Here is a 15725-nt window from a genome sequence, read left to right on the forward strand (position 1 = left end):
TTAACTTGACCAGTACAGATTGACCCGGCCGCAATTCGGGAAGGCGACATGATCATGATGCAAATTGGCGCACCCGTCACCAATCACGCCGCCATTTATCTTGGCGACAACATCATTCTGCACCATAACTTCGGCAACCTCTCAACTCGGGTGCCTTACGGCGAATACTGGCGCAACCGAACCGTGCGTGTGGTGCGCAGAAAGGAGCTCATGCATGTTGAAGACACTGACGCTTAAAGGCGCAATGGCAAGGAAGTTTGGCAAAACACACCGATTCCACGTTGCTGACCTGCGCGAAATGCTGAGGGCCATGTGCTCACAGGTTCCGGGGTTCAAAAAGTATGTTTCTAACGCGCATCTGCATGGTGTGCGGTTCGCGTTCTTCTCCGGTAAAAACAATATCGGCATTGAAGAGTTCGATATGTCCGGTTCCGCCACTGAGTTCCAGATGATGCCCGTAGCTGAAGGGGCCAAACGCGGCGGGACATTGCAGATAGTGATCGGTGCGGTTGCGCTGGTGGCTGCATTCTTTACTGCCGGGGCTTCCCTGGCTGCGTGGAGCGCTGCAATGGCTGCGACGACAATCACCGCAACCTCTGTGCTGACTGGCCTTGGTCTGTCAATGATGCTGGGCGGCGTGGTTCAGATGCTGACGCCGCAGCCGTCCTATAACGTGGGAGCCTCATCCAGTACGGACAATAAGCCCAACTACGCCTTTGGCGCTCCCGTTAACACCATTGCGATGGGTTACCCCGTGCCGGTTCTGTACGGTCAGCGTGAGATTGGCGGTGCGGTAATCAGCGCGGGTATTTTCTCCAGCGATCAGCAGTAAGACAATCCGTGATTAACCCGTGGCCGCCAGTGTGCGGCCCTTTTTTGTGAGTGAAATATGCGAATCCTTGACGGTGCATTAATCCAGGGTAACAAAGGCGGTGGGGGGAGTGCCCACACGCCGGTTGAAGAAGCCGACGACCTTTTATCCGTGGCAAAATTAAAAATGCTCCTGGCAATTTCTGAAGGTGAAATTCAGGGCGATTTAACCGCGCAGCAGATTTACCTCAACGATACCCAGCTTGCCAACGATGACGGCACCTATAACTTTACAGGTGTGGTCTGGGATTACCGGAAAGGCACTCAGGATCAGACCTACATTCAGGGGATGCCGGAAATCGATAATGAGCTGGCCGTTGGCGTAGAGGTCACCACATCTTCCCCCTGGACACGCCAGTTTACGAATCTGTCGCTTGATGCTGTGCGGATCAAGCTGAGCCTGCCCGTGCAGTATCAGTACAAAGATAACGGCGATATGGTTGGCACCGTCACGCAGTATGCGATTGACCTATCCACTGATGGCGGCGCATGGCAGACGGTGGTGAACGCCTCATTTGATGGAAAGACCACGTCAGAATATCAGCGGGATCACCGCATCAATCTGCCGTCTTCATCCTCTGGCTGGTCTATACGGGTGCGCCGCATAACGGGTGACTCCACATCATCAAAGCTCGTCAACGCTTTCAAGGTCTTCTCATTTGCTGAAGTCATTGACAGCAAGCTGCGTTATCCCAATACGGCGCTGCTTTATATCGAGGTGGACAGCAGCCAGTTCAACGGTAGCGCACCGAAGGTGACCTGCAAGCCGAAAGGAATGCTGGTCAGAATCCCCACGACGTATGACCCGAACACACGAACCTATAGCGGCACCTGGCAGGGAGATTTCCGGTACGCCTACACAAACAACCCTGCATGGATTTTTTACGATCTGGTGCTGAATAAAATTTATGGTATGGGTAACCGTGTTGATGCGTCGATGATCGACAAATGGGAACTCTACAGTATCGCGCAGTACTGCGATGATAAGGTCTCTGATGGTGCAGGTGGTACCGAACCCCGCTTTACCTGCAATGCCTATATCCAGAGCCAGGAGGACGCTTACACCGTTCTGAATGATATTGCGGCGGTATTTCGTGGCATCACGTTCTGGGGCAACGATCAGATATACGTCCGTGCTGATGTGCCGCAGGAGGACAGTAACGGGAATGTGGCGGTCGATTTCGTCTATCACGCTGCAAACGTTGTTGACGGGCTGTTCACCTATGCCGGGGGCAGCTATAAAAACCGTTACACCTCCTGCCAGGTAAGCTGGTCGGACCCGACAAACCATTATTCTGATACCGTTGAAGGCGTCTATGACTCCGATCTCGTCAACCGGTACGGTGTGAATGAAACGCAACTGACCGCTATCGGCTGCACCTCGCAGAGCGAAGCACACCGCCGTGGTCGATGGGCAATCCTTTCGAACGCCCGTGACGGGACAATATCTTTCGGTGTCGGTCTGGATGGTTATATTCCGCTGCCTGCTGAAATTATCGGTGTGGCTGATCCATTCCGGGCGGGTAAGCAGAATGGCGGCCGCCTGAGTGCGGTGAATAACCTGAGCTTTACCCTGGACAGGGCAGTTGATTATGCCGCCGGTGATCGCCTGGTGCTGAACCTGCCGGACGGTACCGCACAGACCCGTACCATTGCCAGCATCAGCGAGGATAAGAAAACGGTTCGCGTGAATACCGGCTTCAGTCAGACGCCGGTTGCCGGGGCCGTGTGGGCCATCGACAGCGATAATCTGTCTATTCAGTATTTCCGTGTCACCTCAGTCACTGCCGGAGACAACGGAACATTCACCATCGCCGGGGTGCAGCACGATCCCAACAAATACAGTTACATCGATGATGGCGTGCGCGTTGATTCTGCACCGATCACTGTTACCCCAATCAGCGTGATGAAAGCGCCTGAGAACATCGTTATCACCGAGGCCAGCTTTGTGGCGCAGGGGCTGTCAGTCTCCGCGATGCAGGTCACCTGGGATAAATCACAGGATGCGATTAACTATGTCGCGCAGTGGCGAAAGGACAAGGGCGACTGGGTGAATGTCAGCCAGACCAGTGCTCAGGGCTTTAGCATTCAGGGGATTTATGCAGGCATTTATGATGTGCGGGTGAGGGCGGTCAATGCGGCAGATGTGTCTTCGCCGTGGGGCAATGCTGAATCAACTACGCTCAACGGCAAGGTGGGCAAACCGGGCACGCCGGTTAACTTTCTTGCGACCGATAACGTGGTGTGGAATATCGATCTGACCTGGGCATTTCCTGATGGTTCTGGCGATACCTCTTACACCGAAATTGAAGTGGCGACCACGGCAGACGGGCTGAGCCCGCAGTTTCTGGCTTACGTTCCTTACCCTGGCGTCACCTACCAGCACGGGCCGATGCCTGCCGGTGTGCGTCGCTGGTACCGGGCGAGGCTGATTGACCGCATTGGCAACAAAGGCGACTGGACTGATTTTGTCGCGGGGGCCAGTAACGCAGACGCGAATGTCATTCTCGGCGACGTTATTGAAGACTTCATGAATTCGCCGGATGGTAAGGCGTTGCTGGAGCCATTGCAGACTGACCCTGAAGCCATCCTGCAGAACGTTCTGGCAAACTATGAAACGGTCAGTCAGCAGTGGGCCAGCTTCGGGGAGAACAAAGCCGGAATCATTCAGGCGCAGCATACCGCTGCTGATGCGCAGTCGTCCGTTGCCCAACTCGAAACGGATGTTACGGCGCAATTTGCTGAACAGTCAGCAGCTATTCAGCAGAAGATGACCGCCTATGCTGATGCGTCCGGTGGTTCAGCCATTTATACGCTGAAAGCGGGCATTACCTACGGTGGCGTAAACTATGATGCCGGGCTGTCTGTTGCTGTAACCATTAACGGCACTACGGTTGACACCAGGGTTGCCATCAATGCCAACAAGTTTGTCATCGTCAGTGGCAGCGGCAATAACGTTTATTCTCCCTTCACGGTTCAGGATGGTCAGGTGTTTATCAGCCAGGGCTTTATCGGCGACGGCTGGATAACCAATGCCATGATCGGAAGCTATATCCAGTCCAACAACTATGTTGCGGGTTCTGCTGGCTGGCGGCTGGATAAGGGCGGGACGTTTGAAATAAACGGGTCAAACGGTGCCGGACGCAAGGTCATTACGGCAACGCAGGAACTGGTTTATGACGGGAACGGCACTTTGCGCATGCGCTCAGGTCTCTGGTAACCGGGGGTAATATGCCAGCAGGAATGCAGTGTTGGGATGAAACAGGGAAATTGGTTGTAGATATCGGAGATTACAACTGCCGGTATATCGGGGCCCTGAATGTTTCATTTCCAGCGAATACGGCAGTGATAACAGCAAGCTATTCCGGGCTAAAAGCTGACGGTAGTTTTGGTGTTGTGGTTGCCACTACGTCTGGCGGCGGCGTCTCATCAATCGCTGAGTTTGCTGTCAGAACTTACGATGGTGGGTTCAGGGTATTTGGAATATCGCCCGGTAATGCCGCTGCCACCCTGACGGTTAATTTATACGGGTTCTTATGAGCGGATTTCAGGTATTTAATTCAGCAGGGGCGGTAACCATCGATTCCGACTATTTCGGAACCTATTTTCGTGACACTAAAGGCTACGGCTCTGTCACGGACCCTGGCGCATACAATATTTCAACGCCGATCGGTGATTCTACCGATATGGGGTATGTTGATAACCCCTATCCCCTGGACGGTAATCTGCAATGGTTTAAGTTCAACAATGGGGCTAAGGCTGTATTTTGTAACGGAAATGCACCACTGGCTACCGTGAACGCTGGCTCGATGGCCCGGACTGGCACAGACGTGCCCATAGTCAGTGGCTATCGTGATGTGTATAACGCAGCCGGACAGCTTGTCTGGTCTGCTGTATCGGCCGCAAAAATTCCAAGAGTCATGGGATTCTTCGATATACCTGCCGGGTTTGCGCTTGACAGTAATGTTTATTCTCAGAGTATCGGAACGGGCACCTGGCTTCTGGCGAGTAACTGCCCCGGTAACCTTTCATACGGTGACGGGGAGGGCTCGGTAACGGGTTACTCCGGTCTGTTTTTCAGGTTTACTTCCGGGACGCTTCAGGTTTACTGGATTAATCAGAGCCAGCGCTCCTGGGCGCAAACTTTCCAGCCATACGGTTTACGCATTCCCTATGCAATTTTGCCCAATCTTTCCTGATAAATAAAAAAGATCTTGATGATAAAACAATATCATCACTGTGGATATTGATTAAGCCTCCACGCTGTCTTACCCTGTCCAAAACAGAGTGGAAACATTATGAAAATTTTACTTTTACTTCTGGCAATTACCGCCACCTGCCCCGCTCATGCAGATACACATGGCATCAGATACCCTGACCGGGCCGAGCAACTTCGCATCACCGGACACGCAAAAGTGCTTTACGATATCGGTGAAGATGGCCTGGTAAAAAACATCAGGTTTACAGAGGCCGAGCCGCACTATGTATTTGAAAGAGAGATTGTTAAAGGAATGAAGCGCTGGAAGTTTGAAGAGCATCATCCCAGAAAGGATGTTCCTCACGAATTCACGTTTGCTTCAAAATAGAAAACCACTTTCACCGAACCCGGCCACCGCGCCGGGTTTTTTATTGCCCGGAGAAAATCATGGCAGCAGGCACTATTGCGTTAACTAACAATTCAACAGCCGTTACCGGAACGGGTACCGCATTTACCAGCGAACTGGCAGTTAACGGGTTTATCGTTGCGAATGTTGGCGGTACGGCTTACACGCTGGGGATTAAGTCTATTGAGAGTGATACCGCGCTTACCCTGACACAGGCATACGATGGCCCCACAGGAGACGGTAACGCATTTGATTACGTGCCAGCGGCCAGACTTAACATGATAACCTCAGCACTGATGGCGCAGGTGTCATACGCTATTCGAGGTCTGAATCAGGATAAAGGCAACTGGCAGAAAATCTTCAGCGGTACGGGGGATGTCACGGTTAACCTGCCGGATGGCAGCGACTTCACTGGCCCGGCGTGGAACAGCATTACTACGGCACTCGGTAGTAAGGCCGCCAGCGGAGCCAACAGCGACATAACAGCGCTGAGCGGGCTGACAACCGCACTATCTGTAGCTCAGGGCGGCACAGGCTCTAAAACAGCGGCAGCAGCACGAACCGCTCTTGGTGTCGCATACGGTAGCGCTTCAGGGACTGTTGCGCAGGGGAATGACAGCAGGCTCAATACCGTTGATGGTAAATCAGGGGGGACGATATCGAGTGCTCTGACTGTTTCCAGCGACATAAATGCGACGGGAAGAATTTACACCTCTGATGCTGCCGGGTTTCTGGCCCTCAACAACGGGCTGGATGGGTCTGGACCAAACAGGGTCTCCACAGGTATCCGCATGCAGGCATCTGACAGCGCCTACGATGCTTATCTTCAGTATTATCTGGTGTCGGGAAGCTACCACTGCATACGCTTTATCCAGAATGCGCAGGCCACACTCACTATCCGGGCAGGAGGTGCGTGCTACGCAACTTCATTCAATCCGACTTCAGATGGTCGTTTAAAACTCAACAAAGGGAAGATCGACGACGCTCTGAGCAAGGTCGAAACCCTGACTGGCTACACGTTCGATCTGTTTGGCGAGAGGAAGGCGGGGCTGATTGCTCAGGATATCCAAAAGGTTCTGCCTGAAGTCGTTACCGAAACGTTTGTAGACCATACCTTAGACGATGGCACCGAGGTTAAAAACGGGCTGGCGGTCGATTACGGGGCTTTGACCGGGCTTCTGGTAGAGGCGATTAAGGAGCTAAGCCAGAAGGTAACGGCTCAGGATACCGTGATTCAGGAATTGCAGGCACAGCTCAAAACTCTTGATGGACTTAATAACTGAAATAAACTTTCTTAACGTTTGTTTACCTATTATTCCCTTTAGAACTTTCCTTGAACTTCTTCGTTGAATAATAGGCATAAGTATGAATTTTACTTTTTTTAGGTGTATTTTCAATAAATTGGCGTTTCATATGCTATCTGTGGTCTGTGTCGATATAATTCCTATTAACATTTTACATGTTTTTTATCTTTTTAATCACTATAATAAATGATAACGCCACAATTAAATGTGGCATTTAAAAGGTTTTAAAGGCGATGCCTAAGGGTTTTTATAAACGCTCATTCCGTCAATGACATTATATCCATCGGAAAGTTGAATTCGTTTCCATGCTTCAGACGTAATATTATCCTTGTGAACTATGTATACGTAGCCATCTTTGGTCATATTTGTATTTATGTCATTGATGACTTTTCTTTTCATCTCGTCAATTTTGTTTTTATCTTCCCTTGCGAAATAACCAAACCCAAGAGATGCACCATTTCTATAGCTAATGAACGCCATCTTCATCCATGATTGAGCGTCTATTCTTGGATCGGTTGAAACAACTTTATCACCGTTTTTAATAATGTCCCACTTGGCATTAAATGAATATTCTTTGTGGTAAGGAGTGTTATATCTATTGTGAATTCTTTGGTATTTAATTTCTGCGTCACTCAAGCCAATTACAACGAATAATAAGGCTAAGGGAATGGCTAACTTACCGGATGATTTCTCAATAAAGGTAAAGGTGAAAATAACCAATAGATACATAAGAGGCCACGTAAATCGCCCTGAGGCTCTGAATGTCGATGTTATCGGTTTAAAAAGTCTTGGTGGTTCGAGGTGAAATATTTCATGCCCAAAAATACTTAGCCTAGTAGATAATGAATATATTGCCATAAGTGTGCATATTATTAAAACTGGTTTTCCTGATTTTTCTACTAAGAGCGCCAAATTTTTAACACTATTCTTATTGAGGACTATAATTACAAGTGAAAATATTAAAGCAAGAAATGGTGCTGTGCCTATAAAATTGAATGACTCAATCGATGGTGGGCTGTAAATTTCAGTCAAGAAACTGAAGAGCTGAGAATCTATTTTAGATAGAATAAAAAACATTGAGAAAAGGTCGGCGTTATAATTTGTATAGCCTGACTTATTAATTCCTGATGATATGGTGAAATAACCTACTGTATACATTACAAATGCAACAAGTATAAGGCTCAACAAAAAAACCATAGAGGATTTTGCTTTGCCATATTGATTCCTTTCAATAAAACACTTCAAAGCAAAGGCAGGAAAAACCATTGCAAAAAGATATGCGTGCACTGTAACAGCTATCAAAATAAGAGCAATCCAGCGTCCAGTACGTAGACTTTTATCCATCATCAGATAAATTGCATATAGAATTATCCAGTGAGCGGATAGTGCATAATGCCCAAGAGCTCTTGTAGTAAACGCTGGGCTCATAGCAAAAAAAACGGAAACTATTACCGCATATTTCCTGTTATCTGTTAACCTATATACGATGAAGTAACCAGCCAATGAGTTTAGAGCACAGCATAGTAATAGCCACCATCCTGTATACTGGACATCTCCATGATAAAAATACAGGATATACTTTAGAGGTATCGCAATCAGTGGTATGGAATCTGTATAAACAACGGAGTTACCAACGCCCATTCCAAAGTTATAGTTAGCCCCAAGAGGCCATTGTAACAATGGAGTGCTCCTAAATAATGACCATCCAAGCCAATGTTGAGCCGGATCCCCATCCATAAGCCACATATAATATGACGGGTGTAGGATTTTAACTCCAAACTGATACCAAAAGACAAAGAAAGAAAAAAAAGAAACAATTAAAATATATTTGACTCTACTATTAGTAGACATGTTTATTTCCTTTTGATTATATAACGCGGCCTATTTTTAGTCTCGACATAAATTCTGCCAATATACTCACCAAGTACGCCAATCCCTATAAGTTGAACGCCACCCAAAAACAGTATTGACACCATAATTGAGGGATAACCACGAACGGGATTACCAAAAAATATTGTATCGAAAATCATGTATACGCCATACATGAAAGATGACATCGCGACAACCAATCCAATATAAGACCATATTCTCAATGGGAACGTTGAAAATGATGTTATCCCTTCAAGTGCCAGATTCCACAACTTCCACCCATTGAACTTTGATGCGCCTGCCGTCCTTTTATTTTGGGTGTATTCTACAACTTCCGTTTTTCCACCAACCCAGGCAAACACACCTTTCATGAAGATGTTTTTCTCGGGTAAAGATTTTATATCTTCGACGATGCTACGCGACATTAAGCGAAAGTCACCGGCGTTACTTTCAATTTTTGTGTGGCTTATCTTGTTGTGCAAGCTATAAAACCACTCTGTAGTTTTTCTCTTTAGAATGCCATCAGTAAATCTCGTTGTGCTTTTGGCGAGGACAACATCTGCCCCGGCAACCCACTTTTCAATTAATAAAGGTATAACCTCAATTGGATGCTGCAAATCTACATCGATAGGTATTACCGCATCGCCTGTTGCCATATCAAGACCAGCAAACAGAGCTGCCTCCTTTCCAAAATTCCTTGAGAAACTTATTGTTTTAACAAGGGCATCTTGATGAGAAATATCCTCAATAATCGATTCAGTTCGATCTTTGCTGCCATCGTTTATAAAAATTATTTCCACATCAATTGGTTTTAAATCTTCATTTTTCCTGACAGCATCATAGAACGCATGTATTGAGTCTTCTTCATTGAAGACGGGTACTACGAGGGATATTTTCATTATTTACCTTCCTTGAATGCAACGAAGTTGAAATATAAAAAGCCAACAGCAACGCTCGCTGGAGAAAAAATTATAATTGTTACAACTGGGGGTAATGAGAAGTGGTCGGAAAAATAGCCTGTTGAATAACTCATCACTCCCATAACTATTACATAAATAATATATTTCCCACCGGTAGCCTTCTTCTTGAACGTGAAGAAGGCATTAGCGAGAAATGAAAACGTGACGGCAACGCAGAACGCCGCGAAGTTTGATAGTGACTGCTGTAGCCCAGCCATGCACATGCTGGCGAAAACCGCCCAGTGAATGAGCGTATTGACGACTCCGACAGAGGCGTAGCGGGTTAATAGTGTGAACATAGTTATGTGTTTTTATGGGTGACAGGGAGATCCTGGCATTGACGCAGTATGTGGTCAAGAAATCGTTAAGAAAAGTACGAAAAATTTACTTTGCTATTATTTTGTATTGATTTTTCGACGTTTTTATGAGCGTCTCTATCTGTGAGTTGTCATAGTCCAGCACGGACCCAATCAGATATGTTGTCCCATCCTGCGAGTGAAATGGATACAGGCGATAGTTTTCTTCCTGCCCAGCCGCAATAACAAAGTGATCCTGATACGGATGAGAGAACTCGGCCTCTATAACCTTGCCTTTACTGGCACCATCAATAAGCAGAAAGCGTGACATTAAGTCCTCCTTTTGATTTCACACAGAAACAGTAGCACATTAAAGGCTAACTAATACTACAAACAATGAATTGATGGTCATTTATTGTAAGTCTGTTTACGTAAATCATACATAATTTCCCCTTGATAACCTGCCCCGAACAACATTGGGGATGGGGCACGACAAAGCGCTTGATGGGCTAGATGCTGGATAATTTATGCCCAGTTCACCTGGCAGTGGATGTGCCTGATCTCACACTTTTGCAAGACGAACCCCTACGCAGATTATTTGAACTAGACTTTTATCTGAGTTGATGATGTTTGGGTGAATGGTCTGGGATGCTGGATACAGCGAGCTGTGCGTCCGGCATGGTTGATTATGCTGGTGGAGAGTGACGATTATGTCAACGAACAAACAATCTGGTCATGCGGTGGCGGATGACCCAATTTACCTACAGGCAGCTAACAATCTGTCTGACCTGACGGATGTCAATAAAGCCTTAATTAACTTAGGTCTCGGCAATCTTAATTCTGTGCTTGCAGGTAAGGCAGACCTCGTCGATGGTGTTGTTGAAATTTCTCAGGGCGGTACGGGAGCGAGCACTAAGGAAGATGCATGGGCCGCTCTGGCAACGTATGGTACAACAGAGGGTACAGCGGCTCAGGGGAATGACGCCAGGCTTGATACGCTTGATGGTAAAACTGGTGGAACAATTTCGACCGGAATTAATGTGAACGCAACAGGATGGGGGCTTCTTAAACCTGCTTCGGCATGGGATATGGAAAGTGGAAGCGATGTTGATGGTGGAAATCGAATTTTCAAAGCCTACTTTTTTGATGACAGGTGGTCTGTTCAGAGCGATTTTTACAGATATTCTGGAATAAACTCATACAGAATATACACTTATGATCCAAATAATGACACCAAGGTATGGGAGTTTCGTACCGATGGCACGTTTCTCAGTCCTGGTACAGTTTATGCCGATGGAACCGCATTAACATCTGACAAACGTCTGAAATCAGATTTAAAGCCGGTCAGTATGTCCCTAGGCGATATCGACCTGCTGCCAGTGCAGACTTATACCAAAATCAGCCCTGATGTTGGGGGAACCACAGTCAAAGAACTTGGGCTTATGGCACAGGATATCGAAAAAGTTATTCCTGAAATAGTCACTGAATTCCACTGGAATGATGAATATCCTGATTTGAAAATGGTCAACTATTCAGGGCTTACAGCCTGGCTGGTTGGGTATTGCAAGCTGCTGAAAGACGAATTGCAGGCTCAAAAGAAGTTTATCGCAGATCAGAATACTATAATCGTCAATTTGCAGGCGCGACTTAAAGCGCTTGATGGGCTAGATGCCTAATAATTTATGCCCGGTTCGCCGGGCTAGTTTCAGAGCAGACCATTAACTATTTTAAAATGGCATTCATCACAACAATCTCGATGGCCGAAAGTAAAGAAAGTAATTTTTAGCCCGCAAAATACCTCACAGGTCGGACACCGAAAAATTTTAAACATTAAATGACCTTGAGTAAGTTAAATTTTTTTTATCACACATGGCAGACACATCCTGTGCAGTCTTAACAGCCAACACTTATATTTTATTTGCTCAGCCTTTGTGATCACGATGATACAATGTCCATTCTTCAATACGTTCCCCGTCAGGAAGGGTGCAGTAACCTGCGGAGCTGTCATCAGTTGTAGCCAGATCCATTATGCCACCAATCTTCTGGCAGTATTTTGAGGCTGGATTAGCCATGTAAGCAGAAGGCTGTGCAGGTTTCTTTTGTATGAATGTGTATAAGCCAACCAAAGCAATCACAGCCAAAAATATTAGCGTTTTTTTCATGAAACTCTCCATATATAGAAAATGATATTCATAAGCAGACGCTTAAATGTCTGCGTCCAGAAGCTAACTGGCAGTTCCATCGTCAGCAGTTTTGGAGATATCTTTGTTATAAAAGTGCGACTCAATGTTGTAAGCTTTTTGTTGAGGCGTAACTGTTGGTATCGCTGTTTGCTTCAGCTTATCCAGTGCAAATCGTAATTCCCGTAATTCCCAGAATCCTGTGTCGAAATCGTAAGTTTCGTCTGTCATTTTGGGAACCTTGCGTCGGTTAGTTAATGAAAAAGAACGTAATGCCATTGACTTATTCAAAAGGGTATCCCCGAACCCCTTTTAGATTATATTCATTTGGAAATGAGCGATTCCAACAATAACCAAAGAACAGCCACACCAGTAACTCACTGACTGCGAACAGAAAGATAATCAGTGCATTTTCAATATAGTTCATGAGCTAATCCTTCTACAGCAATTATCAGTGATGGAGTATCCACGCCATTAAGGCTAATCCACACCAGGACAGGCCTGAACCCGCAAAAATTATCAACCAGGCACCTCTTCTGATATTAGTAACATCAGATTTACTCATGATGTCTGTGGGCTGTAGTGAAACTATCGATTTCATATTTGCAATCCCATTAAGTTGAACGTTTAGTTTGAAATCCCAAAGCTTTGGGGCGACACAAGATAGAACACTGTTGTTGAACAAAAACTAAACAGCGGTGAGATGGTGGGCATCGAGGTTGTCGATACCGGTGTATATGAATGCCGATTGATCCATATCAATAAAAAAAGCATGCCTGGACGCAGATTGCTGGTGTTGCTGCTAGCCTGTGAGCGTTGATCTCGGAAAGAGGATATCGTGTGAATCAGGCATTGCAGGCGGAGCTGGCAGGATTTATGGCTGGTGAGATCGGAGAGGTTGTCGTTGAGTTAGCTAAAGCTGGAGAAGTGATCAGCCGTGACAGCATCATAAAGCACCTTGAAGTGAAGCTACGGGACGCTGGCAACGTCATCTACAAGGGGGCTCTGAAGGATGCGCTTGTTTTGCTAAGGAAAGGGCGGTAGGGATAAAAAAAGCCCGCAATCCACGGGCTATCCCAAATCAGGGTATGAACGCTTTTAAGCTGTATGACTTACATCCAGAAGTATAGCGGTATTGGTGATGTGCGCAAATTTCAATCAATTGGTGCATGTCGCTCGCGACTACAAATCATTAACCATCCACATATCAGCCTCTTCGAACATCTCTTCTAACAGCGCCTGTAACTTCGCCTTATCGCCTTTACTGGCATCGGTGTTGATACTGCTGTTGCTCATCATTGGCTTCACCCGAACTACAGCATTTGGGAAGATGCGGTGAACGCGCTTCTCTAGCTCACTACGGATGAGCTCGCTGGCATTCGGCAGACCTTCGACGTTGCGCTTGTCATAGATGAGTTCGACGTACATTTTTCACCTCTCAATTATACTGGTTGGATATACAGCAAAGCTATCACCGATTGTATCTTGAGTAAATTGGTTCTGCGAAAAAATAGGAGGTGTTCGACGTTACGGGAAAAGACTAACTGAGGAGTTTAACTGATTGGTGGTGTGTACATAAAGGCGTACAGTTAATTAGTTTTCTCGGTGTTATATTGTTGATTTGTCTTTTTTTTAATTGCTGGATAATCTATATCCATTTAACTAAGGAGACATTGAGCGGCTACGTTTCGTAACGTTCGCCTGTGTTTCTATCTTATCGTATTTTCTCAGTTTTTTTCAAGCGTTACGTTCCTGATTGTTCCTCTTTGTTTCGTCGTGTTCCTGCTTGTTATCACTTCGTTCACTTGCCAAAGCGTACACATTGAGTACAGAATGCAAATCACCGATGTGTACAGGATATATAACGTGGCTCTCAGTGATACCCGGCTTCGCAGCATCAACGGAAAACCCTACAGCGGCCCCGCAGAAGTAACTGATGGGGACGGCCTCAGCGTCCGTATAACTCCCGCTGGCACAATTACCTTTCAGTACCGCTATCGCTGGAAAGGTTTGCCTGCGCGTATCTCAGTTGGGCGCTATCCATCAACAACGCTGAAAGACGCCCGGATCGCTGTGGGTGAGCTGCGCGCATTGTACATGAAGGGGATTAACCCAAAAACCTATTTTGCCAGCAGCTCTGGAGAATTGACGCTCAAGGAGTGCTTGGACGAATGGTGGGGGAAGTATGTCTCCGGGCTGAAAGAGAACACCCGCATCCTTTACAGGTCAGTCGTGTACAACACTATGTACACAGAATTTCGCGATGTCCCCGTAGCCAGCGTGCCAGTATCGCTATGGGTTCAGTTCTTTGATAAGCAGAACAACAAAAAGAAAGCCAGAGTGCTGCTACTGCAACTGCGATCGGTGATGAACTGGTGCATCAGCAGGCAGCTGATTCCTTCCTGCGAGGTGCTGAAGTTAAGTGTCAAAAATATTGGGAAAAAGCCTGATGTTGGCGATCGCGTTCTTACCTATACGGAGTTGGCGAAAATCTGGCTCGCCCTGGAAAACAACAAAGTTTTTTCTTCAAATAAATTGCTTCACCAGATGCTTTTGCTTTGGGGTTCCAGGCTGTCAGAACTCAGACTTTCTGAACCTGCTGAGTTTAATATGGATGACCTGATTTGGACGACCCCATCAGCCCACTCGAAAATGGGCAACGTCATTCGGCGTCCAATATTTCAGCAGATGAAACCATTTGTTGAGCGACTGCTTGCAATGAAAAACCCGGTTATGTTTCCTGGGCAGGAGCTGGATAAGGCGATTGACCGATCTTCCTCGAACTTGTACATGAAAAATCTCAGGAAAAAAATTGATATCCCGGAATGGCGTACCCACGATTTCCGCCGCTCTCTGGTTACAAATTTATCCGGCGAGGGGATCATGCCCCACGTCACAGAAAAGATGTTGGGGCATGAGCTTGGCGGAGTGATGGCGGTTTACAACAAGCATGACTGGCTGGAAGACCAGCGTAAGGCCTATGAGCTCTACGCTGATAAAGTCTTCTGGCATATTAAACAGCTCGGTTAACTCCGCCATCGTCAATCCATTTCTGTACTGCCCGGCGACTGTACCGCGCTGGGTGAGTTAGGACTGGTGCCGGGAAGCCATGATTTTTCCGCAGTCGCCAGAGTGATGTGCGGGCCTTTCCGACCTCTTCCATTACTTCCTTTTCTGTCATGTAATCAGTGATCATTCAGTACCTCCTGCCCATTACTCCACGATTTTTTAATACCTTTCAGCCCGCAGGCCTCGATAACCTTATAGACATCCCGCTCGTACCGCTGATGCTGGAACACCCCGTCAAACCAGTATTCCCCGCTGTTTACGTCAGGAATATCGACAGTGGCGCTGTTGGTGAGCACTAGGCCCCGGCTCGTTCCGCGCCTTCTCTTCAGAAAACCTTTCCTTATCAGCGCGGCGACAGCTTGATCAGCGCTGTTTGCTGACTTCCATCCCATACCATCTGCGATTTCTCTCAGGGTGGGCGCTAAGCCGTTATCCCTGATGCACGCCCGGATAAAGTCGAGTGTGTCTTGCTGCGTTTTCGTAATATATTTCATGGTTCCAGTTTCTCCGCGCAGTAGAAATTCCTGACCTTCCCGCAGTGGCAGCATTGCTTTGTGGATTGGCCCCTATATTT

20 protein-coding genes and 1 pseudogene are annotated in these 15725 nt (G+C 46.9%); 10 read left to right on the forward strand and 11 right to left on the reverse strand.

The window, feature by feature from the left end; all coding sequences use genetic code 11:
* Nucleotides 1–30: 30 nt before the first annotated feature.
* From NG99_RS22290 to NG99_RS27720, 7 genes and pseudogenes are all read left to right on the forward strand, one after another.
* Nucleotides 31–237 (forward strand): annotated as a pseudogene (locus NG99_RS22290) (NlpC/P60 family protein); the annotation flags it as partial.
* Nucleotides 215–832 carry a tail assembly protein gene (locus NG99_RS22295; protein WP_034897971.1) on the forward strand — a complete coding sequence of 206 codons (618 nt, stop codon included), beginning with the start codon at nucleotides 215–217 and terminating at the stop codon, nucleotides 830–832. The pseudogene NG99_RS22290 and the gene NG99_RS22295, both read left to right, overlap by 23 nt.
* 57 nt (nucleotides 833–889) lie before the next feature.
* Entirely contained in the window at nucleotides 890–4090 is a 3201-nt protein-coding gene (locus NG99_RS22300; RefSeq protein ID WP_034897972.1) for a host specificity protein J, read from the forward strand.
* An 11-nt stretch (nucleotides 4091–4101) separates the two neighbouring features.
* Complete coding sequence (locus tag NG99_RS22305) at nucleotides 4102–4410, forward strand: hypothetical protein (protein WP_034897974.1); 309 nt, start codon at nucleotides 4102–4104, stop codon at nucleotides 4408–4410.
* Nucleotides 4407–5069 (forward strand): hypothetical protein, encoded by a 663-nt coding sequence (locus NG99_RS22310; protein ID WP_034897976.1) that lies wholly within the window; start codon nucleotides 4407–4409, stop codon nucleotides 5067–5069. Before NG99_RS22305 ends, NG99_RS22310 begins: the two co-directional genes overlap by 4 nt.
* Nucleotides 5070–5168: 99 nt before the next feature.
* Nucleotides 5169–5456 carry a TonB family protein gene (locus tag NG99_RS22315; RefSeq protein WP_034897978.1) on the forward strand — a complete coding sequence of 96 codons (288 nt, stop codon included), beginning with the start codon at nucleotides 5169–5171 and terminating at the stop codon, nucleotides 5454–5456.
* A gap of 59 nt (nucleotides 5457–5515) precedes the next feature.
* The gene (locus NG99_RS27720) at nucleotides 5516–6757 is read left to right on the forward strand and encodes a tail fiber domain-containing protein (protein WP_052130836.1); all 1242 of its coding nucleotides are present in this window, start codon (nucleotides 5516–5518) and stop codon (nucleotides 6755–6757) included.
* A 258-nt stretch (nucleotides 6758–7015) separates the two neighbouring features.
* Here the strand turns inward: NG99_RS27720 and NG99_RS22325 are convergent, their stop codons facing one another.
* From NG99_RS22325 to NG99_RS22340, 4 genes are all read right to left on the reverse strand, one after another.
* Nucleotides 7016–8629: a DUF6311 domain-containing protein gene (locus NG99_RS22325; protein WP_034897980.1), complete on the reverse strand. Its 1614-nt coding sequence runs from the start codon at nucleotides 8627–8629 to the stop codon at nucleotides 7016–7018.
* Nucleotides 8630–8631: 2 nt separating this feature from the next.
* The gene (locus NG99_RS22330) at nucleotides 8632–9546 is read right to left on the reverse strand and encodes a glycosyltransferase family 2 protein (RefSeq protein ID WP_034897982.1); all 915 of its coding nucleotides are present in this window, start codon (nucleotides 9544–9546) and stop codon (nucleotides 8632–8634) included.
* Nucleotides 9546–9905, reverse strand: coding sequence for a GtrA family protein (locus NG99_RS22335; RefSeq protein WP_034897983.1), 360 nt, complete (start codon nucleotides 9903–9905; stop codon nucleotides 9546–9548). Before NG99_RS22335 ends, NG99_RS22330 begins: the two co-directional genes overlap by 1 nt.
* A gap of 85 nt (nucleotides 9906–9990) precedes the next feature.
* Entirely contained in the window at nucleotides 9991–10233 is a 243-nt protein-coding gene (locus NG99_RS22340) for a hypothetical protein (RefSeq protein ID WP_034897985.1), read from the reverse strand.
* Nucleotides 10234–10612: 379 nt separating this feature from the next.
* Here NG99_RS22340 and NG99_RS22345 point away from each other — a divergent pair, with 379 nt between their 5' ends.
* Complete coding sequence (locus NG99_RS22345) at nucleotides 10613–11578, forward strand: tail fiber domain-containing protein (protein ID WP_034897987.1); 966 nt, start codon at nucleotides 10613–10615, stop codon at nucleotides 11576–11578.
* Between the two features lie 246 nt (nucleotides 11579–11824).
* On the opposite strand, the gene NG99_RS22350 is transcribed toward NG99_RS22345, so the two are convergent.
* The 4 genes from NG99_RS22350 to NG99_RS30410 form a co-directional block, all read right to left on the reverse strand.
* Nucleotides 11825–12064 (reverse strand): putative hemolysin, encoded by a 240-nt coding sequence (locus NG99_RS22350; RefSeq protein ID WP_034897988.1) that lies wholly within the window; start codon nucleotides 12062–12064, stop codon nucleotides 11825–11827.
* Nucleotides 12065–12127: 63 nt separating this feature from the next.
* The gene (locus NG99_RS22355) at nucleotides 12128–12313 is read right to left on the reverse strand and encodes a hypothetical protein (RefSeq protein ID WP_034897990.1); all 186 of its coding nucleotides are present in this window, start codon (nucleotides 12311–12313) and stop codon (nucleotides 12128–12130) included.
* A gap of 52 nt (nucleotides 12314–12365) precedes the next feature.
* Nucleotides 12366–12509 (reverse strand): hypothetical protein, encoded by a 144-nt coding sequence (locus NG99_RS29440; RefSeq protein WP_157032682.1) that lies wholly within the window; start codon nucleotides 12507–12509, stop codon nucleotides 12366–12368.
* A gap of 24 nt (nucleotides 12510–12533) precedes the next feature.
* Nucleotides 12534–12683 carry a YmiA family putative membrane protein gene (locus NG99_RS30410; RefSeq protein ID WP_157032683.1) on the reverse strand — a complete coding sequence of 50 codons (150 nt, stop codon included), beginning with the start codon at nucleotides 12681–12683 and terminating at the stop codon, nucleotides 12534–12536.
* A 239-nt stretch (nucleotides 12684–12922) separates the two neighbouring features.
* Here NG99_RS30410 and NG99_RS22360 point away from each other — a divergent pair, with 239 nt between their 5' ends.
* Nucleotides 12923–13126, forward strand: a complete 204-nt coding sequence (locus NG99_RS22360; protein WP_034897992.1) for a hypothetical protein — start codon at nucleotides 12923–12925, stop codon at nucleotides 13124–13126.
* Nucleotides 13127–13264: 138 nt separating this feature from the next.
* Here NG99_RS22360 and NG99_RS22365 read toward each other — a convergent pair whose 3' ends face one another.
* Nucleotides 13265–13510, reverse strand: coding sequence for a DinI-like family protein (locus tag NG99_RS22365; RefSeq protein WP_034897994.1), 246 nt, complete (start codon nucleotides 13508–13510; stop codon nucleotides 13265–13267).
* A gap of 438 nt (nucleotides 13511–13948) precedes the next feature.
* Between NG99_RS22365 and NG99_RS22370 the strand changes: the two genes are divergently transcribed.
* Nucleotides 13949–15112 carry a tyrosine-type recombinase/integrase gene (locus NG99_RS22370; RefSeq protein WP_034897996.1) on the forward strand — a complete coding sequence of 388 codons (1164 nt, stop codon included), beginning with the start codon at nucleotides 13949–13951 and terminating at the stop codon, nucleotides 15110–15112.
* On the opposite strand, the gene NG99_RS30075 is transcribed toward NG99_RS22370, so the two are convergent.
* Both NG99_RS30075 and NG99_RS27725 read right to left on the reverse strand, forming a co-directional pair.
* Entirely contained in the window at nucleotides 15096–15278 is a 183-nt protein-coding gene (locus NG99_RS30075) for a helix-turn-helix transcriptional regulator (RefSeq protein ID WP_034897997.1), read from the reverse strand. The genes NG99_RS22370 and NG99_RS30075 overlap by 17 nt on opposite strands.
* Complete coding sequence (locus NG99_RS27725) at nucleotides 15268–15645, reverse strand: LexA family protein (protein WP_198138824.1); 378 nt, start codon at nucleotides 15643–15645, stop codon at nucleotides 15268–15270. Before NG99_RS27725 ends, NG99_RS30075 begins: the two co-directional genes overlap by 11 nt.
* Nucleotides 15646–15725 lie beyond the last annotated feature (80 nt).

The organism is Erwinia typographi, from assembly GCF_000773975.1.
GTDB lineage: Bacteria > Pseudomonadota > Gammaproteobacteria > Enterobacterales > Enterobacteriaceae > Erwinia > Erwinia typographi.